We start from the raw sequence: 19,989 nt of genomic DNA, 5'->3' as shown, positions 1-19,989 counted from the left end.
CATCACGTACCGCTTTTAACCTTGGTCCAGACCCGCGTGCGAATACGCTCGGCCTTCAGCGGCAAGGGCTCAAGCGGAACCAATGTCGCCATGGTCTTTTTATCGGGATAGATCCAAGGGTTATCCCGCAACTTCTGCTCGACAAACTTCGTGGCATCTTTGTTGGCGTTGGGATAGAGCATGTAGTTGGAGGTCTTGGCTATCACCTGTGGCCGCAGCATGTAGTTGATGAATTCCAGAGCGGCCTTGGGGTGGCGAGCGTCCTTGAGCAACACCCAGTTTTCAGACCAGACCAAGGCGCCTTCGCGCGGCAGGCTGTAGGCAATCTTGCGGCCACTGTTGGACTTTTCATTAATCGCCTGCGCCGCCAGGGCACCATTGGCCCAGCCGACGACCGCACAGATATTGCCGTCTGCCAGGTCGGTGTCGATTCTCGACGAGTCGAAATAGAGTACATAGGGACGGATTTTCAACAACAGCGCCTGGGCCTTCTGGTAATCCTCTGGATCGGTGCTGTTACTGGGCAGCCCCAGATAGTGCAAGGCAATGGAAATGATCTCGCTGGGGGAGTCGAGCATGGCCACGCCACAAGACTTGAGCTTGCTGATGTTTTCTTCTTTGAAGATCAGGTCCCAGCTGTCCACCGGCGCGTCATCACCCAGTGCCGCTTTGACCTTATCCACGTCGTAGCCAATGCCGGTGGTGCCCCAGACATAGGGCACGGCGTAGCGGTTACCGGGGTCATTGACCGCCAGCAGGGCCAGGATGTCAGGGTCGATGTGCGACAGATTACTCAACTGCGCACGATCCAATGGTTGCAACACCCCGGCCTTGATCAAGCCGGGCAATACATTGGAGGTGGCCACCACCAGGTCATAACCGGTGCGCCCAGCCATGACCTTGCTTTGCATGGTTTCGGCGCTGTCGAAGGCATCCATATGCAGCTTGATGCCGCTCTCCTGCTGGAATTGCTTGGGCGTCTGCGGCTCAAGAAACCCGAACCAGTTATACAGATACACCGAATTTTCAGCGGCGGCCGCGGGCGTGCTGATTACAGCGCCCATAAACGAAGCTAAAAAAATAGCTCGCAAGTGTGCTCGACTCATATGACTATCCCTGTCCACACGACGCGCCTTCATGGCTATCGTAAGCTCGGGGTGAATATACCGAGCCTCGACGAATAGTAAATACCTACAAGTACTTAGCTCTGGCCTGCAAAGCCCTAACCCTAAAGGGGTAGAACATGTCGCTTGACCTTCATAGCCTGGCTTGGCACCGATCGGTTGGAAAACTGATCATGCAGCTCAATCGCCCGGAGTTCTGGAGTTCGTTGATTCGGGTACTGAATGAATATGTGCAGATAGACAATTGGGTGGTGCTGGTTTTCGGCGACCACGCAGTACGTGTGATCAGCCTGCCCGAGGTGGCCGACAGCGAAGAAATCGACGCTTTTATTCATCGCTATGTGAAAGGCCTGTATCTGCTGGACCCGTTCTATATCGCTGATCGAGAAAACCCGCAGAGCGGGTTCTTCCATCTGCTCGATATTGCGCCGGAACACTTCCGGGAAACCGAGTACTACCAACAATATTTTGCGCAGTACATCTCGGTCGATGAGGCGCAATACAACGTACAGCTCGATGCCGACAGAACGTTGTGCATGTCATTTGGCAGCAACCTGCGCTTCACCCAGGCGCAGATAACGGTATTGGACATGATCAAGCCGTGGGTAACAGCAATGATGCATCAACGCATGGGCTTTGAAACCGACCCGGCAAAAAACCTCGCCGAGCCGACCCCATGGGCCGAGGCACTCACTCAGTTGGAAACACACGTAACGACGCGTGAAAAAGACGTGCTCAAGTTACTGCTCAGTGGGTTCTCCAACAAAGAGATCGCCGGCAAGCTGTCGTTGTCGACAGAAACCATCAAGGTTCACCGCCGCAATATCTACAGCAAGCTGAATATCAAATCTCAGTCGGAGCTGTTTGCGCGGTTTTTTATGCCACGGCAGGAGATTACATCGACGCTTTGAAGGGGGGGCGGTGCGCTGGCGGGGTAAATGACAGTTCTACAACAGGGTGACCTCATCCTCGGATGATGCTTGCCGCCGCTCTTCCAGCAAAGTCCTCGGTAAAGCAAACCCTTCAAAACTTCGCTGGGTGATGGGGTTGTTGGCTTTCTCCGCACCAATGCGATAACGCATCAACCCATCGGCAACGGCAAAGGTCAGGTCCACGCTGGTGTCGGTTCTTCCATTGAGGTGCCCGCGGCTAAGCAGCCGAAACAGTGACCACGGTCCGCGATAACTCAAACTGGCGGTGTTGCCGGTGCTGTGTACCAGGGTCAGTTGGCTGCCATTGGTATTGCCCAGGGTGTTCGGCCACACCAGCCCCGTGCGTTGCGGCGCACCATGCTGATAAGGGATCAACTGGCCATCGACGCTGAACATGCTGCTCAGGCGGGTCGCACTCAAGGCCAGCGGCTCGATGGTTAGTTGCACGGCCAATTGGCCGTCTGGGTTGAAGAAGGTTTCGCGGATGCGCTCTGCCTTTTCAAGTTGCTCCAATACCTCTTGGCGCACCCAGTGGCCGCCCTGGTCTCCAGTGGACAGGCTGTCCAGATTGTCCTTGAGGAATACGTTCAGATACTGGTCCTGAAACCGTTGCAGACGCCCTTTTGGTCCGAAGAAAGCGACGAAGTCCTGCAGCGAGGCATCCTCGCCACTGGCCTTGAACGGATAGCGTCCAGCCAAGCGGTCACGGTAAAAGCTGTAAATCTCACTGTCCCAACGTTTTTCTAACTCGCGCAACGCGGTAATGTTCAGCATCTGAGAGCTCTGTACAGCCAATTGGTTAACGTGTCGGTTCAGTGGCTCGGGCAGACCCGAAGCGATGCGTTGCAAGTTGCGGATCGGGTCAGGATCGGACTTGGAAAACCGGGTAAGCACCACGCCCAGTGCCGCCTTGCCAGGGTTCGGCTGATCCTGCACACCTTTAACATAGTCGTAGACGCCACTGATCGCGCGCAGGGTTTCTTCGTAGTAGGAGGGCTTGTCCTGCTCGGCATTGAGCAACCCGGACAGGCCCGCGAACGCGCGGTGGATGCCGAGCGCCTGAGTGCGACCCGCCTCATCGCCGGGAGCGCCCTCGTCCTTGCCGGTGGGTGGTGGATAGATCAGCGTGTTGTCACGCACGGTTTCCAACAGACGACGCAGCGGCGCGGCCGGGCCGGTGACTTGCCCCAGTACTTCCAGGGTTTGGGCCAGGTCAGTGAAGTCGGTCACGGCGAACTGGTTCAACGCGCGGCGCCAGCTGTCGACGTAATCAGCGCTGTACAAGCCCCGCAGTCGCTCGGTCAGCACCCTGCGGTCAGCCTCGGAATAATCCAGGCTGCGGCGCTCGCCCAGCACCCATTGATCAATCAATGCCAGCTCGGTGACGTTCTGGCTGTTGGGCTCGAAATAATCCCGAAAGCCCCGTGCGGTCAGCAGCGGCGGCAGCGTCAGGTTTTCGTCCAGCGCCGCACCGCTGTCGCGTTCGTTCAGGGGACGGTAGACCACGTCGAAGGCCGGGCCAATTTCATTGCGCAAATCCAGTTCGCCATGCAGGCGTTCCTGGGCCTGCTGGCGCAGGGTCATGTACACCCGCTGCGCCATAGGCAGCTTGCGCAGTTGCTGTTGGGTGAGTGCGATGAGCTCGCGGTGTTCGGGCAGCTCGACATCGGCATAGGACAGCGCGTAAGTCAGATGACGCATCAAGGCGGCCTGGCGTTGGCCCTGCCCCGGATAAGCCTGTTGCCATTGCTGGGCCATCCATTGCGCAACGATCTTCGGACGACGATTGTCGCGATCCTCGATCATGCGATACACGCGCAGCGCGGCAAGTTGCTCGTCGCTGCCCGGTTCGGCGCGGCGGATGACCTCTACAGCGCCTTCGGCAATCGCGGGCAAGAAACGTCGGGACAACAAGTTCAGGTAGGCCTGATCGACCATCGGCCCGATGAGCTGCCCCTGGTACAAGCCCATGTCGGCCAATTGCGGCCAGGTGGCTCGATAGTCGCCATACACCGTGACAGCCTTACGAATTTCATCCAGCGGCACCAGCAAGTTCAGCCCGGTGGGGTCTGCCTGCAGGTCGCTGGCCTTGCTGCTGAAGGCCTGGCTTTGGGCCAGGACCTGGTCGGCCTTGTCGTGGTTGACACTGTAGTAGTACCACCAACCGCCCACCAGCAATGCGCTGGAAATCCCGGCCAGTACCGAACCGCTGAGCAGCAGGCGACGCTTGTGCCGTGCCACCTTGAAGTTGTCCCCGGCCAACCCGGCTTCCGGGTAGACCACCCGCTGCAACAGGTGCTGGGCGAAGTACACCACCGAATGCCCCTGGGGTTTGGCCGAGCTGACCGGTGCGGGAAAACCATAGGCCCGTGCCGAGGCCTCGACAAACAAGTTGGCCACCACACCGCGCTGGTACACCGACGACAGATACACACCACGCACCAGGGCTGGCGTGGTGTAGCGATCACTGCCCAACACATCGCCAAGAAAGCGCAACAAAATCTCCCGTGAGCCACTGAGCTGACGCATCAGGCAGAACAGGCGCTCACGCACTTCGGCTGGCCCGGGGTCACCCATGGCCCGTATGACCTGCCTGTTCAACGCATCGACGAAGCGGTCATAGACGACCGTCAACTCACCCAGCCAGGCATCAAAATCCCCGACGGATTCGAGACTGAAGGTAAACCCCTGCACCTCTTCCCGCGCCGACGCCGGAAGCTTGGCGAACAACTCTTCAAAACCATCGAGCAAGTCGAACTTGCTCAGCACCACGTACAACGGCAGGCGCGTGCCCAGTTCATGGCCTAGTTCGTTCAGACGAGCGCGCAACATATAGGCCAGATTGCGGCGCTCGTTGGGCGGGCGCTCGAAGAGGCTGACCATGTCCACCAACAGCACCACGCCGTTGAGCGGACGACGGCTGCGGCTGCGCGCCAGCCAGTCGATCATATGGTGCCACAGGCGTTTCTCGGCGCCGGCGGGCAGGCCGGTGGGTTGTTTGACTTGGGCAACGACCACGGGCTCGGCGACCGCTTCAGGGTCCGCCGCCGCATTCTCAGTGGGCGCGACTGGAGCCGGCGTCGGCTGCGGTTGCCGCTCGGGCTGGCTGATGAACTCGCCGGGCGGATCGATCAACACCGCCTCATCGCCGATCCACCAGTCGATGTCGAACGCAAGGTCTGGATCCGAGGTGGTCTGCGCGGTACCACTGCGCGCGGTGCGGGTCAGGGCGAAACTCTGGCTGGAGCGGCTGATAAAGCTGGACTTGCCGGCGTTCTCTTCCCCCAGCACCAAGTACCAGGGGATCTGGTGCAGGCTACGGCCCTGATGGTTGTCCCGAACCCGCGCCAGATTGTTTTCCAATGAGCGTTCCTGGGCTTGCAGGTGAACCAGACAAGGGTCTTGCACCCGTTGTGCCTGCTGCTCACGCTCCAGCTGCAAACGGCGCTGACGACGATGAACCAGCCAGGTCCAGGCCAACAGCGGCAACACCAGCAAAACCACGCTGATGGCCAGGCGCAGCGGCCAAGGCGCCAACGGTTGCGTGTCGCGCCAGGTCCAGTTCGGCGCTAGCCACCAGAGCCAGCCCAGCACCACAGCAATCGCCAACATCCCGGCCACCATAGCGACGAGTGCCCCATGGCGCTGAAGGGCAGAAAACCCACGTGCCAACATGCCCAGCTTCTTATTCATGACTGTTCGCCCCTGAACTTTTTCCAAGATAAAAACGGCCCCACCCTAATGGAGGAAAACAATGTTGGACTTGAAGGATGTCGTTCGTAACTTCAAACAAACAGTAGCAGTGCAAATAACCAGCAATCAATGCTATTTTCTAGAGAAACAAAATATTACACCTAAGCCCTGCAATTACCTTGACGAAACACGCCAACCAAAAGAACCATTCACAAACAGCCTTGCAATCCAAAAAAATATCAAACCACAACTTTCCTACAGAACCTTCTTACAACTAACCCATACAACTTAAACCCACTAAACAGGCTCGCGCCATGCCACTAAAAGATCGTTTTTCAGAAGAACTTCGCTACTTGCGCGAGTTGGGACGCGAGTTCGCTGAAGATAATCCGCAGCTGGCGCCGTTTCTGGGTGACCAGGCAAGCGACCCAGGTGCCGCGCACCTGCTGGAAGGCTTCGCCTTTCTGACCGCCAAACTGGCCCTGAAAATCGAAGACGATCTTCCGCAGCTCACTCACCCGCTGCTGCAACAGGTTTACCCCAACTACCTGCGTCCATTGCCGAGCGTGACCCACGTGCGTTTTGACCCGGTGGTGCAGGCTCTCAGCGGCCCGCAGGTGATTGCCAAGGGCACGCAGCTGTTTTCCCGGCCGGTAGACGGCGTCAGTTGCACCTTTCGCACCTGTACCGATGTGACCCTTTATCCATTGCAGGTCAGCAGCGTCGGTGTTTCCCACAGTGTGCAAAAGTCGGTGTTAAGCATCGAGCTGCAGGCCTTGTCGGACCAGCCGCTGAGTGAAATCAGCAGCAACCGCCTGGATTTCCATCTTGGTGGCAGCGAGCTCAACGCGCTGACGCTCTACCAATGGCTGGCCCAACACCTTAACAAGATGGTGTTGTGTTTCGACGACCAGCGCATGGGCCTGCCCCCGGATGCCCTGGGCTTTCCCGGATTCACGCCCCAGGAGGCCCTGTTACCTGGCCTGGACCATCAACTGGAGGGCTATCGCCTGCTCCAGGAGTATTTCTACTTTCCCCAGCGCTTTCACGGCTTCAGCGTCAGCGGGCTAAGCCGCCTCTGGCCGCAGGCAACGGCGGGGCGGACTCGCCTGGAGTTGCACTTCTCCACTCCGCTGCCGGCGTCCCTCCAGATCACCCCTGACACGCTCTGCCTGTACTGCACCCCTGCCATCAACCTGTTTGAGCACCCCGCCGAACCAATCCAACTGGACGGAGAAGAATTGCACGCATCAGTGCAGCCGCGCGGCCCATACGCCCATACCTATGAGATTTTCAGCATCGACCAGGTCAGCGCTCGGCGTCGCAAGCCGCAAACCGCAGCGGACAATTATCGCGTCGACTTCGCCCCGTATGAGTCGTTGCAGCATCAGGTGGAACCGGCCGGCGAGCGCACGGCGCGCTATTACAGCCACACCATTGAACCGGAACTGCTCAAGGATCGCGCCAAACACAGCCTGCGCCTGATCTATGCCGACCAGCGCCCATACCTGGGCGCGCGTGAAGTGCTCAACATCGAACTGACCTGCAGCAACGGCGACCTGCCTAGACACTTAGAGGTGGGCGAACTCAGCCTCATCACCCAAACCACCCCTTCGTTCGCCACCTATCGCAACCTCACCCGTCCAACACGCGCCTACCCGCCGATGCTTGACGGCCAGACCCAGTGGGCGCTGATCTCCAACCTGGCCCTGAACAACCTGTCACTCTCTTCGCCTGCAGCGCTCAAGGCGGTGTTACAGGTATATGACTTCGTCGCCGCTCACGACCAGCCCCACCACCGCGCCACCCAACGCCGCCTGGAGGGCATTCGCCAAGTCAGCACCGCCCCGGTCGATTGGTTGATCAAGGGAGTCCCCGTGCGCGGCAACTGCACCACCCTGACCATGGACCCCGCCGCCTTCAGCAATGCCGGCGACCTGCACCTGTTTGGCAGTGTGCTCTCACATTTCATGGCGCTGTATGCCAGCGCCAACGCCTTCCATCAGCTGGAAATCATCAACGCCGCCGACCGCACTGCCTTTACTTGGCCGATGCGTACCGGCCAGCAACCCATCATCTGATTCGTGGAGACCGGCATGCCAATCCTCACCCCTACCACTACCTTCTCCAGTACGCACGACGACGCCCGCGAAAACCTGCCTGACCATGAACTGTTCTGCCATCACGACCCGCTGGAGTTCCAGTTGCGCGGGCATAGCCTCAACCCGCTGGTGGATGTCGCCATGCCACTGTTCGGGTTGGTGATTCGTTTGCGCAAAACCGATGCCTACCGCGCGGGAGAACAACTGCACGGGCACCTCGCTAACCAGATCACGGTCATGCTGGAAGAGCTGCGCCAGCACGACTACAGCGAGGCCGAACTGCGGGTGTTCTCCTACGCGCTATGTGTGTTTGTCGATGAGGCCGTATTAGCCACGCCTTGGGGCAGCGGGTCGGTGTGGCAAGCCAAATCGCTGCTGAGCACCTTCCACCAGGAAACCTGGGGCGGCGAAACGTTCTTCACCCTGCTGACGCGTCTGCAGGAAACCCCGGAACACTACCGCGACGTGCTGGTATTCATGTACCTGTGCCTATGCCTGGGCTTCAAGGGCCAGTACAGCGTGCAGACCCAAGGCGACCAGGCCTTGCAACAGTTGATCAGCCGGTTACAGAGCGTCGTCGGCGCACTGCACGAGCCGGCACCTGAGCAATTGACCCGCCCACTGGATAACGTTGCGCCGCGCAACTACCAGTTGAACCGGCAATGGCCGTTGTGGACGCCCTGGGCAGCAGCCGGAGTGGTTTGCCTGGGGGCATACACGTTCTTTGCCATCCGCTTGAACACCACCACTCAACAAGTCATGCAATCGCTGGAAGCCATCTTGTTGCGTTAACGACGGTGCGCACATTCGTTGCCCCCCCGTACTAACAACGTATGTAGCCACCTCGAAAAAACCACCCCACCTCCAACTAAGAGAAACTTCCCACAACACACACGGAAAGCATGAAGGCGACAGCCAGATAACGCCTCTTTAAAGTTCAAGGCCTCTGAAACCTGCCAAAGGGATTGCCCGCAGGAGTTGCCATGCCTAACTTGCGTGATGTGCGCTTTGCCTTCAGTTCTACCGCCAGTATCGACTTCGATGTGGTCTCGTTTGAACTTACCGAAGGTATTGGCGAACTGTATTGCCTGACCGTGGATTTGGTCAGCACTTCGGCCAACGCCAACTTCATGCAACTGCTGGATCAACCCGCCGCCCTGACCATTTGGCAAGGCGAGCAACCGGTACGCCATGTACACGGCCTCATCAGCCGTTTCGAACAGGGCAAGACCGGCTTTCGCCGCACCCGCTATCGCGCCGTGATCGAACCACAACTGGCCCGCGCCACCCTGCAATCGGACTGGCGCATCTTCCAGCAACGCAGCGTGCCGCAGATCCTCGAACAGCTGTGCACCGAACGCCGCTGGGGCGCCTGTACCCAACACCTGACCGAAACCCACCTGCCCCGCGAATACTGCGTGCAGGCCGGCGACCTGGACTGGGACTTCTACCAGCGCCTGGCCGCCGAAGAAGGCCTGCTGTCGATCTTCCAGCACAGCGAGGGCGGGCATCAACTGATTCAGGCCGACCATATCGCCAGCTTCGGGATGCTCGAGGGCGAACCGCTGGTGTACGAGGCCAACCCCGGTGGCGATCAGGCGCAGCCGGCGCTGAACAGCTTCACCTACCGCGAGCAGGTGCGCAGTGCCCAGCAAACCCAGCGCGACTACACCTTCACCCACCCGCGCTACAACCTGGAGCAACACGAGCAGGCACGCCAGCTGGAGCACCAAAGCCCCGACTACGAACGCTACGACTACCCCGGCCGCTACAAGCACGACGACGCCGGTAAACCTTTTACCCAGACCCGCCTGCAAGGCCTGCGCGGCGATGCGCGCACCGCCGAAGTCACGGGCGACGATGCGCGCCTGGTCCCGGGGCTGGCGTTTGATCTGACCGGGCATCCGCGTGAAGACCTCAACATCGGCTGGCGCGCCGTGCACATCAAGCACACTGGCCGCCAACACACGGCGATGGAAGAAGAAGCGGCCGACAGCAAAGTGGGTACCCACTACAGCTTCACCGCCACACTGATTCCCGACAGCGTCGAATGGCAAGCGCCACCACGCCCCAAACCCTGTATCGAAGGCCCACAGATCGCCACCGTGGTCGGCCCGCCCGGCGAAGAAATGTACTGCGACGAACACGGCCGCGTGCGCGTGCAATTCCCCTGGGACCGCGAAGGCCAGGACGACGACCGCAGCTCCTGCTGGGTGCGCGTCACCCACAACTGGGCCGGTGCCGGTTGGGGCCACGTTGCCCTGCCCCGGGTCGGTCAGGAAGTGCTGGTGGGCTTTGTGCAAGGCGATCCCGACCAGCCCCTGATCATCGGCCGCAGCTACCACGCCATCAACCGTTCACCGTACAAACTGCCGGAGTTCAAGGCCCTCAGCCCCATCCGCAGCAAGGAGCTTCACGGCGAGCGCCACAACGAACTGCGCCTGGACGACACCACCGGGCAAATCAGCGCCGCACTGATGAGCGACCACGCCGCCAGCGCCCTCACCCTCGGCTACCTCACCCACCCACGCCCCGGTGGCGGCGTGCCGCGTGGCGAAGGCTTTGAACTGCGCACCGACGCCCACGGTGTACTGCGCGCCGGCGCCGGCCTATTACTCACCACCCAACTGCGCCCCCGTGCCGCAGAGCACCACACCGACCTGCCGGAGACCGCCGAACAACTCGACACCGCCCGCCAACACCACGCCACCTTCGCCAGCGAAGCCCGCGACCACCTGGCCCAGGAAAGCGGGGATCAGGACGAAGTCGCCGACGCACTCAAGGCCCAACACAGCGCCATCCGTGGCACCGGCGGCAACCCCAACGCCAACCAGTACCCGGAACTGGCCGAACCGCACCTGGTACTGCACAGCCCCGCCGGCATCGCCAGCAACACCCCGCAATCCACCCATATCGCCAGCGGCGAACACCTGGCCCTCAGCAGCGGCGGCCACACCAGCCTGGCCATCGGCAAGCGCCTGCTGATCAGCGCCAGCCGTGGTGTGCGCACCTTTGTGCAAAGCCTGGGCTGGCGGTTGGTGGCGGCCTCCGGCGATATCGATATTCGGGCGCTGAAAGACAACATCAACGTGTTGGCCAAGCTCAAGGTCACCGTGACGGCTGAGCGCATTACGTTGAGTGCCAAGGAAGAGATTGTGATTCAGGCAGCGGGGAGCAGCACCACCTACAACGCCGGGGGGATTACCCATGCTACCGGTGGGGTGTACACCGGGCACGCCGTGCAGTTTATCTACGACTCTTCGAAGAGTAAGGCGGGGGCGTTTCCGGAGGAGCCGAAGGCGGGGAAAGGGAATTTGGAATTGCTCCAACAGTATGCCAACGGAGTCGCCTTCAAGGGAGGCGAATACAAGGTTGAGGATGCCTTGGGGAAGGTTTTCAAAGGGTCTCTGGACGCGAACGGATTTGCAGCGGTAGCCGGTGTTGCGCCAGGTCCGGCCAAAGTGCTTTTCAGCAAAGACCCGGTCGATGTCTGGACCGATCCCGGCTTTCCCGGTCCGCATGAGCAGATAGAAGCAAGCGCCACTGAAGCCTCCAAACCACTACCGGCACAAGCGCAATCCATGCTGGACAAGGTGCTCAACGCCACAAAGCAAACGTCAACGAGCCTGGCCACCGACCTGCTGAAAAAGACCGTGCCAATGCCAGATGCTGCGACCGCGCTTGCCTCCCAACTACCTCAGGCACTCGTGAAAAACGCCGAGATGCTCGGATTGCCACGCAAGCTCTCGGAGAAGACACAATGACCGCAGCCACTGCGCGCCCGCCTCAATCAGCCACCGCCCCTCTCAATACCACATCAAAAAATGACATTGATGCAGGCAAGGAAAAGCTCGACAAGTGGCTGCGTAATCTCACCAACGATGCCATTGGCTGGAATGCCGTACAGACCGCAGGCGCTGTGATTCCCGGTGTCGGCACCGTCTTTGCCGCGATTGATGCGATTGGTGACCTGCTCACACTGATCGACGGTGATCAAAACGACTTCCTGACCTGGGTCAGCTTTGGTGTCAATGTCGTCGGCCTGATCTCCTTTCCCGGTGTCGGGCCTGCACGGCTGGCGGTGCGCACCACGCTTTTAACGGTCAGGCGCAACGGTTTGCCCGCCATTTCGACGGCCATGCTCAGTGCATTGGAGGAGAACCTTAACGACAAAACTCGCGGCGCCCTGGAAGATTTTGCCAACGCCATCCAAGCGCGTCTCAGTGAACTGCTCACCAAAATCGCCGCAGAAATCAGGAAAGCATGCGCCGCCTTTGCCCGTATGCTCAGGAGTATTGCCAGCGAGCAAGGGCAGCAGGCGCTGGCAAAGAAGGCCAAGATTGGCTCTTTCTTCTTCGGCCCAGTGGTCGGCATTGCCGCCCAATTCATGATTGACGACAGGCTTCTGTCCAAAGCCGTTTGCCAGAAACTGCTCACCGTCGCCAGTGCCGCTGACAGAATCGGCTTGGCGGTGGCGCAAAAAGTACAGGGGCTAGGAGACCCGAAAAAAATCGGCAGCATCGGCAACCTGATCATGGCATTGGTCAGCGCATTGGCAGCCCGCAAACGTCGAGGTACTCAAACAGCCAGTGCCTCCAGTCACCAGAACAATCGAGCTCAAGCGACCCAAGGCCAAGGCCCACTGGTCAGTCAATCAACTCAACGTAAAACCGCCCATGACCCAAATGGTTGTAAGAACTGCAAGCCTAGCGTCCCTGTAGGTACTCGCCACAGCATCAGTTTCGCCACCGGCAGTGAAACACTGGAACATACCGATTTCTCGCTGCCCGGCCCCTTCCCAATCGAGTGGACGCGAACCTACCGTTCCAGCCTTGCTGCATTTGATCAAGGAAGCCTTGGCGCACGTTGGATCACGCCATTCTCGATTCGCATTGATCAAGATGAGAACGGCCTGAGCTATAACGGCTATGACGGGCGCAGCCAGCGTTACCCTGATGTCCAGATCAGCAAGCATCACTACGACCCGATCGAAGGGGTGTTGCTGATTCGCACCACGCTCAACACGTTGGTGGTCGTGCGCGGTCACGACAGCCAGGAGACATTTCAAAAGCAAGGTGATCGCTACCTGCTCAGCGGCATTACCTTACGAGGGGGCGCACGCATCGCCCTGCACTATGAGCATCAACATGCAGGCCGGGCCCTGCTTTCAGACCTGCTCACCTACCAGGATGACACTCAGCACCAGCACATTCAGACCCGCCTCGACGAACACGGCCGTATCAATGCTCTGTGGTTGATGCACGAAGGCCTGCCTCAGCGCCAACTGACGGGTTATGACTACGACGAACACGGCGACCTGATTGCCGCCCGCGACGAACACGCCGCGCAGTGGGACTACCAATATCAGCATCACCTGATCACCCGTTATACCGACCGCACCGGGCGCGGTATCAACCTGCAATGGCAAGGCGAAGGTGCCGACGCCAAGGCCATACGCGAATGGGCCGACGACGGCACCTACGACACCCGCCTGGAGTGGGATGAAAATATCCGCCTGACCTACGTGACCGACGCGCTGGGCCAGGAGACCTGGTACTACTACGACATCCTCGGCTACACCTACCGTGTCATCCATCCAGACGGCAATGAAGAGTGGTTCTACCGGGACGATGCCAAGAACGTCGTCCGTCATATCCACACCGACGGTAGTACCGACAACTATGTCTACGATGACCGGAGCAACCTGCTCCAACACCTCCGCCCCGACGGCAGCAGTGTTCATCACGCCTACGATGATCAGGATCAACGCTTCAAAACCCGCGATGCCGAAGGCGGCCTGTGGAAGTACGACTACGATCAACGCGGCAACATCATCGAAACCATCGACCCGCTGGAGAACAAAACTCAATACAGCTACAACAGCGACAACCTGCCCGTGGTCATCACCGATGCCAACGGTGGTGCCAAGCAACTGGCCTACAACGCTGACGGCCAGCTGACTCGCTATACCGATTGTTCCGGCAAGGTTAGCCAGTGGCATTACGATTCTTTGGGGCAACTCGCCAGTTTTACCGATGCCGAAGGGAGCACCACTGCCTATGAGTACCGCGCCGGGCAACTCGTACGACTGATCCACCCAGACAAGACCGAAGAACACTTCGAACGCGACGCCGAAGGCCGCCTGCTTACCCACACCGACGCCCTGCGCCAACGCACCACCTGGTATTACAACGAGGCTGGGCTGATCCAGAAGCGCCTGGATGCCAACGACACCACCCTCGATTACCGCTGGGATCGCCTCGGTCAACTGACCGAGTTACGCAACGAAAACAACAGCACCGCCAGCTTCAAGTACGATCCAGCCGGACGTCTACGCCAGGAAACCGGCTTCGACAAACAGATCACCGACTACCTCTACGACCACGGCAGCAACCAGCCGACCCGTCGCATAGCTGGCGACCGGGTCACTACGTTCGAGTACGACCCACTCGGTCGCCTGATCGCCCGTAATGCCGGGCACAGGAAGGGCGAGGAATGGCAGACCGAGACCTTCGCCTACGACGGCAACGGCAACCTACTGCTGGCCGAGAACGCTGCATGCAAGCTGCAATGGTTTTACGACCGTGCAGGCAACAACATCCGCGAGCATCAGTACCTGCGTTATTTGCAGGAACCGCATGTCGCCATCTGGAAGCACGAATACGATGCCCTCAACCAGCGTATCGCTACTACACGACCAGACGGCCATCGTGTCAGTTGGTTGACCTATGGCAGCGGTCATCTATTGGCCTTGAAGGTCGACGACACCGAACTGCTCAGCTACCAACGCGACAACCTGCACCGCGAAATCGTCCGCGACCAGGGCAACGGTCTACAGCAGCGACAAGCCTGGACACCCAACGGCCAGTTGCTGGAACAGGCATTGGGTAAACGCGGCGACTCCCAACGCTTGGTTGTGCGCAACTACCGGCACGACGCTGCCGGCCAACTGACCCGCATCGATGACACCCGGCGCGGAGCCCTCAGCTATCGCTACGACCCACTTGGTCGCCTGCTCGCAGCCCAAACCATCAGCGGCGAAGAAACCTTCGCCTTCGACCCGGCCAGCAACCTCCTAGACCCGCAGGCACCGCGTCGTCCCAACCAATACGGCCCAACCAAACTGCTCGACAACCTGCTGCGCGACTACGTTGGCACCCACTACAGCTACGACGAACGCGGGAACCTCAAAGAGCGTCTGCATAACGGCAAAAAATCCCACTTCACCTGGGATTTGTACGACCGTCTGATCGGCTACGCAGACGACAGACTCACCGTCAGCTTCGCTTACGACGCACTGGGCCGAAGGCTGTTCAAACTGTCCAAGGCCAAGTACCACGACCGCCGCGAAGCCGGGCCGATGTGGAACAAGCTGGAGCGCGCCAAGCTCGACGAGCTATATGGCTGCGGCTACACGATTTATGGCTGGGACGGTGATCTGCTGGCCTTCGAAAGCCGTAACAACGACAAAAGCGAACGCCTCACCCACTACTTTTTTGAACCGGGCAGTTTTGTGCCGGTGGCGCAGGCGGTGGAGCAACGCAGCATCCAACTGCTGGCCGAGCCCGTGTACGAAGGCGCTTACGACATCGACCGTGATCCGGTTTGGCAGCACAAACCAGAACCAGTGACCTTCAGCGCTGTGGCCTGGTACCAATGCGACCACCTCGGCACACCGATGGAGTTGACGGACGAACAAGGTGACATCGCCTGGGCCGGGGTCTACAAAGCCTGGGGACTGGCGAAGGAGCAGCGTAGCGAGACTGCCAAACGTACCGACATCCGCAATCCGTTGCGCTTTCAAGGCCAGTACTTCGATGTGGAAACCGGGCTGCACTACAACCGCTATCGGTACTATGATCCGCAGGTCGGGCGGTTTATTGGCAAGGATCCGATTGGGTTCGCGGGTGACTTGAATGTGTATGCCTACACGCCAAATCCGGTGGAGTGGATTGATCCACTTGGCCTCGCCAAAAAGAAAGGCGGATCAGGCGGAACCCCAAAACAAGCTCAAACTAAAGTTAAAAGAGAGCAAGCGCCTCCTGAAATTGTACGAATTGACGGACCGGAACAGAGCGTACCCAACAGTCAGTGGCATGCACATTGCCCATGCGGGTCGGGCTACAATCTTGATGGGACGATTCATGACAAAGGAAAGGGCGATGTTACCTTTTCCAATAAAACAATTGACTGGCTAAATAATCACGGATGGGAAATACCGAAAAAATGAAACTTACAGACCTATACGAATCTATAATCAGTCAAGAACCATACAACGACATGGATGTATTCTTTGAAAGCCATGATAGTTTCGAGGAAATCCCACTCATATCAAGGTACAGCAGAGCAGACCTACTCTCAGATTCCTTAGGAAAAAGCAACACTACAAACTTTCTGATTGGCTTTTCAGTATTCCTGCTAAATACAATAAATATTATAGCGCGAGCAAGAAACACAACAGAAGACGAGCTATTCACAGCTATATCATTTACAGACTTTGGTGACGCCTTCGAAAATCACCCCATCATTCCAAACATATTCATCTATCCAAATCAAAAAAAAGACAACCATTTTAAAGCACACTTAAAACAGAATAACCCCAATGAAAAATCTATCGAACTTGCAAAAATTCAAGAGTACTTTTCAAGATGCAACTTGATAAACAGCTTCATATTTTATGAAAGTAGATTTTTTGACCAGGCTTGCAATGAGGATATCGTAAGGATATATGCCATCCCTAAACAATTCCATGAAATATAGGGGTATAGCTATTGTGAAGACCGTATGAAAACCATCGTCCGCCTCGGCGACACCACCGACCACGGTGGTGTTGTCACCGAATCCATTCCCCACACCAACCTCAACGGTAAACCCATGGCCGGCAAGGGCCACATGGTGATGTGCCCCCTATGCAAAGGCCCCTTCCCGATCGCCGAAGGCAGCAGCACCTATTCCGTCAACGGCATTCCCGTAGCCTTGGATGGCATGAAGACCACCTGCGGCGCAACCCTGATCGCCAGCGGTTCCCGCGGTGCCGTGCATCGCTGACCTGCGCCCCGCTCTTTAACAACCCGACGTCCCCGGCATTGGCTTGATCTCGCCAATGCCTATGCCAGCGTCAAAACCCGCGATGCCGAAGGCGGGCTGTGGAAGTACGACTACGATCAACGCGGCAACATCATCGAAACCATCGACCCGCTGGAGAACAAAACCCAGTACAGCTACAACAGCGACAACCTGCCCGTGGTCATCACCGATGCCAACAGTGGTGCCAAGCAACTGGCCTACAACGCTGACGGCCAGCTGACTCGCTATACCGATTGTTCCGGCAAGGTTAGCCAGTGGCATTACGATTCTTTGGGGCAACTCGCCAGTTTTACCGATGCCGAAGGGAGCACCACTGCCTATGAGTACCGCGCCGGGCAACTCGTACGACTGATCCACCCAGACAAGACCGAAGAACACTTCGAACGCGACGCCGAAGGTCGCCTGCTCACCCATACCGATGCTCTGCGCCAACGCACCACCTGGTATTACAACGAGGCTGGGCTGATCCAGAAGCGCCTGGATGCCAACGACACAACCCTCGATTACCGCTGGGATCGCCTCGGTCAACTGACCGAGTTACGCAACGAAAACAACAGCACCGCCAGCTTCAAGTACGATCCCGACGGACGTCTACGCCAGGAAACCGGCTTCGACAAACAGATCACCAACTACCTCTACGACCACGGCAGCAACCAGCCGACCCGTCGCATAGCTGGCGACCGGGTCACTACGTTCGAGTACGACCCACTCGGTCGCCTGATCGCCCGTAATGCCGGGCACAGGAAGGGCGAGGAATGGCAGACCGAGACCTTCGCCTACGACGGCAACGGCAACCTACTGCTGGCCGAGAACGCTGCATGCAAGCTGCAATGGTTTTACGACCGTGCAGGTAACAACACCCGCGAGCATCAGTACCTGCGTTATTTGCAGGAGCCGCATGTCGCCATCTGGAAGCACGAATACGATGCCCTCAACCAGCGTATCGCCACCACACGACCAGACGGCCATCGTGTCAGCTGGTTGACCTGCGGCAGCGGCCATTTACTGGCGCTAAAAGTAGATGACCAAGAACTGCTCAGCTACCAGCGCGACAACCTGCACCGCGAAATCGCCCGCGACCAGGGCAACGGTCTACAGCAGCGGCAGGCCTGGACACCCAACGGCCAGTTGCTGGAACATGCACTGGGTAAACGCGGCGACCCTCAACGCCTGGTGGTAAGCAACTACCGGCACGACGCTGCCGGCCAACTGACTCGCATCGACGACAACCGACTCACCGTTGCGGTATTTATTGCGCACAAACAAAAACGCCGATCATCACTGATCGGCGTTTTCGTTAAATATGGAGCGGGAAACGAGACTCGAACTCGCGACCCCGACCTTGGCAAGGTCGTGCTCTACCAACTGAGCTATTCCCGCAAATGGCGTCCCCTAGGGGACTCGAACCCCTGTTACCGCCGTGAAAGGGCGGTGTCCTAGGCCACTAGACGAAGGGGACACGCTACTGAAACACATGGTGTGTGTTCCAGTGCCCAGAGGCCTTGTCCGAAGACTTGGTCCTGGTTTCACTCAATGCCGCCCGAGGGCCACACTGCTTGTAAATTGGAGCGGGAAACGAGACTCGAACTCGCGACCCCGACCTTGGCAAGGTCGTGCTCTACCAACTGAGCTATTCCCGCATATGGCGTCCCCTAGGGGACTCGAACCCCTGTTACCGCCGTGAAAGGGCGGTGTCCTAGGCCACTAGACGAAGGGGACACACGTACAACATTCACTCCCTACCGCGTTTCGCTGTGTGCTTTACGCTGTAAGTGGCGCGCATTCTATGGATGGATTGAAAGGTCGTCAACCCCCAAGGATAAATTTATTTAAATCAATGACTTCGCCATGGTTTCACGGCCTTCGCGGGCATTGGTGCCGTCCGAGCCTTGGCGCCTATATTCTGGCGTTCGACAAGGCGCTATAGTTCACCCAGGTAAATGATGGCAATGTGCATCCATTCAGGCAACGCCTACCTATATAGAAGAAATCACCTGGGCAACTGGTCGATCGGTCCTATCCGCCGGATGACCCAGTCACTACACTCCACAGCACACCCTATTAAAGAGGTCACACCGGTGACACCACTCATGATCACCCTGCTGGTAATAGCCGGGATCGTAATACTGATCGCCATTGGCTACATGAACCACGTGGTGGAAAACAACAAGCTGGAAAAGAAGCGCACCGAGATCGAGCTTAACGATCGGCTGCGTCGCTGCGGTGAAATCACCGAGACCTTCCCTGGCCAACTGATGACCCCAGCGCTCAAGCTGTTGCTGGCTCGCCTGGAGCTGAACGTCAACCAGCGCCTGTTGAACCTGAACAAGTCCAGCACACCACTCAAGGCGCGCATCAACGAACTGAATGCGCTGATCGCCCAAGGCGAGTCGATTCCAGTGGCCAACCCGCCGGCGCCGATCCAGACCGAAGCCAAGGCCAAGGACGTGCGCTTCTTGCTCGAAGCCCTGCACGGCCAAGTCACCCGCGCCGCCCAGGACGGCTTCCTGCCGACCAACGAGGCCAAGCATTGGATCAAGGAAATCCGGCATATCCTGGTGCTGCTGCACATCGAGTTTTTCAACAACCTCGGCCAGCACGCCCTGCTGCAAGGCCAACCCGGCCAGGCACGCCTGGCGTTCGAGCGCGGCGTGCAGTACCTGCGCAAACAGCCAGAGCCGGTGCTCTACAGCGCTCAGTTGCAACTGCTGGAATCCCAACTTGCGCGCGCCAACTCCACGGTGCTGACCAACAGCCAGCCTGCCGAGGACGAAGTCAACGAGTTGACCGAGGGCTTGAAAGTCGTTGACGCTGACGCCGAGTGGAAGAAGAAAGCTATTTACGATTGATGGCAACGCGAGCGCAATGCTCATAGCAACGAAAATCAAGGGTGGGGCTTGCCGGCGAAGACGTCGGCTCAGCAAAGATTGATGTTGACTGACCCGCCGCTTTCGCGAGCAAGCCCGCTCCCACAGTTCGATGGTGGGGTGTCAGGTAGGTGAGTATCGGCTGGCGGGCCTTCATCGCAGGCAAGCCAGCTCCCACAGTAGG

The 19,989-nt window shown here is 58.5% G+C and carries 13 protein-coding genes, 4 tRNA genes and 1 pseudogene; 10 read left to right on the top strand and 8 right to left on the bottom strand.

Annotated features, from left to right (window positions below; all coding sequences use genetic code 11):
- Positions 1-2 precede the first annotated feature (2 nt).
- Complete coding sequence (locus ACWHXD_RS10295; protein ID WP_098952208.1) at positions 3-1,106, bottom strand: polyamine ABC transporter substrate-binding protein; 1,104 nt, start codon at positions 1,104-1,106, stop codon at positions 3-5.
- Between the two features lie 137 nt (positions 1,107-1,243).
- Between ACWHXD_RS10295 and ACWHXD_RS10290 the strand changes: the two genes are divergently transcribed.
- The gene (locus tag ACWHXD_RS10290) at positions 1,244-2,035 is read left to right on the top strand and encodes a helix-turn-helix transcriptional regulator (protein ID WP_032892598.1); all 792 of its coding nucleotides are present in this window, start codon (positions 1,244-1,246) and stop codon (positions 2,033-2,035) included.
- A gap of 36 nt (positions 2,036-2,071) precedes the next feature.
- On the opposite strand, the gene tssM is transcribed toward ACWHXD_RS10290, so the two are convergent.
- Entirely contained in the window at positions 2,072-5,749 is a 3,678-nt protein-coding gene (gene tssM / locus ACWHXD_RS10285) for a type VI secretion system membrane subunit TssM (RefSeq protein ID WP_050499423.1), read from the bottom strand.
- Between the two features lie 61 nt (positions 5,750-5,810).
- Here tssM and ACWHXD_RS10280 point away from each other — a divergent pair, with 61 nt between their 5' ends.
- The 8 genes and pseudogenes from ACWHXD_RS10280 to ACWHXD_RS10245 all read left to right on the top strand — a co-directional run.
- Positions 5,811-6,041 carry a hypothetical protein gene (locus tag ACWHXD_RS10280; RefSeq protein ID WP_499083916.1) on the top strand — a complete coding sequence of 77 codons (231 nt, stop codon included), beginning with the start codon at positions 5,811-5,813 and terminating at the stop codon, positions 6,039-6,041.
- 22 nt (positions 6,042-6,063) lie between these two features.
- Positions 6,064-7,830: a type VI secretion system baseplate subunit TssF gene (gene tssF, locus ACWHXD_RS10275; RefSeq protein WP_032892599.1), complete on the top strand. Its 1,767-nt coding sequence runs from the start codon at positions 6,064-6,066 to the stop codon at positions 7,828-7,830.
- Between the two features lie 15 nt (positions 7,831-7,845).
- The gene (gene icmH / locus ACWHXD_RS10270; RefSeq protein WP_050499424.1) at positions 7,846-8,643 is read left to right on the top strand and encodes a type IVB secretion system protein IcmH/DotU; all 798 of its coding nucleotides are present in this window, start codon (positions 7,846-7,848) and stop codon (positions 8,641-8,643) included.
- Between the two features lie 191 nt (positions 8,644-8,834).
- Entirely contained in the window at positions 8,835-11,615 is a 2,781-nt protein-coding gene (locus ACWHXD_RS10265) for a type VI secretion system Vgr family protein (protein WP_138763415.1), read from the top strand.
- Positions 11,612-16,081 (top strand): RHS repeat-associated core domain-containing protein, encoded by a 4,470-nt coding sequence (locus tag ACWHXD_RS10260; RefSeq protein WP_050499426.1) that lies wholly within the window; start codon positions 11,612-11,614, stop codon positions 16,079-16,081. Before ACWHXD_RS10265 ends, ACWHXD_RS10260 begins: the two co-directional genes overlap by 4 nt.
- Complete coding sequence (locus ACWHXD_RS10255; protein WP_050499427.1) at positions 16,078-16,611, top strand: Imm15 family immunity protein; 534 nt, start codon at positions 16,078-16,080, stop codon at positions 16,609-16,611. The genes ACWHXD_RS10260 and ACWHXD_RS10255 overlap by 4 nt, the downstream gene beginning before the upstream one ends.
- Positions 16,612-16,635: 24 nt before the next feature.
- A complete protein-coding gene (locus ACWHXD_RS10250; protein WP_032892601.1) occupies positions 16,636-16,899 on the top strand; it encodes a PAAR domain-containing protein in 264 nt (87 codons plus the stop codon).
- Positions 16,900-16,995: 96 nt separating this feature from the next.
- Positions 16,996-17,763 (top strand): annotated as a pseudogene (locus tag ACWHXD_RS10245) (RHS repeat-associated core domain-containing protein); the annotation flags it as partial.
- On the opposite strand, the gene ACWHXD_RS10240 reads toward ACWHXD_RS10245, so the two are convergent.
- The 6 genes from ACWHXD_RS10240 to ACWHXD_RS10215 all read right to left on the bottom strand — a co-directional run bounded on the left by ACWHXD_RS10240 (position 17,734) and on the right by ACWHXD_RS10215 (position 18,657).
- The gene (locus tag ACWHXD_RS10240; RefSeq protein WP_032892604.1) at positions 17,734-17,940 is read right to left on the bottom strand and encodes a hypothetical protein; all 207 of its coding nucleotides are present in this window, start codon (positions 17,938-17,940) and stop codon (positions 17,734-17,736) included. The pseudogene ACWHXD_RS10245 and the gene ACWHXD_RS10240 overlap by 30 nt on opposite strands.
- Positions 17,941-18,030: 90 nt before the next feature.
- Positions 18,031-18,198, bottom strand: a complete 168-nt coding sequence (locus ACWHXD_RS10235) for a hypothetical protein (protein ID WP_499083908.1) — start codon at positions 18,196-18,198, stop codon at positions 18,031-18,033.
- A 44-nt stretch (positions 18,199-18,242) separates the two neighbouring features.
- Positions 18,243-18,318, bottom strand: a tRNA-Gly gene (locus ACWHXD_RS10230).
- 3 nt (positions 18,319-18,321) lie between these two features.
- Positions 18,322-18,397: transfer RNA gene (locus ACWHXD_RS10225), tRNA-Glu, on the bottom strand.
- 105 nt (positions 18,398-18,502) lie between these two features.
- Positions 18,503-18,578, bottom strand: a tRNA-Gly gene (locus ACWHXD_RS10220).
- Positions 18,579-18,581: 3 nt separating this feature from the next.
- A tRNA-Glu gene (locus ACWHXD_RS10215) sits at positions 18,582-18,657 on the bottom strand.
- A gap of 359 nt (positions 18,658-19,016) precedes the next feature.
- On the opposite strand from ACWHXD_RS10215, the gene ACWHXD_RS10210 reads away from it, so the two are divergent.
- The gene (locus ACWHXD_RS10210; protein ID WP_032892606.1) at positions 19,017-19,787 is read left to right on the top strand and encodes a hypothetical protein; all 771 of its coding nucleotides are present in this window, start codon (positions 19,017-19,019) and stop codon (positions 19,785-19,787) included.
- Positions 19,788-19,989 lie beyond the last annotated feature (202 nt).

The sequence above is a fragment of the Pseudomonas fjordensis genome, from assembly GCF_976987115.1.
Note: the sequence above shows the minus strand (reverse complement) of the source record. Positions and strands in the feature narration are given on the sequence as shown.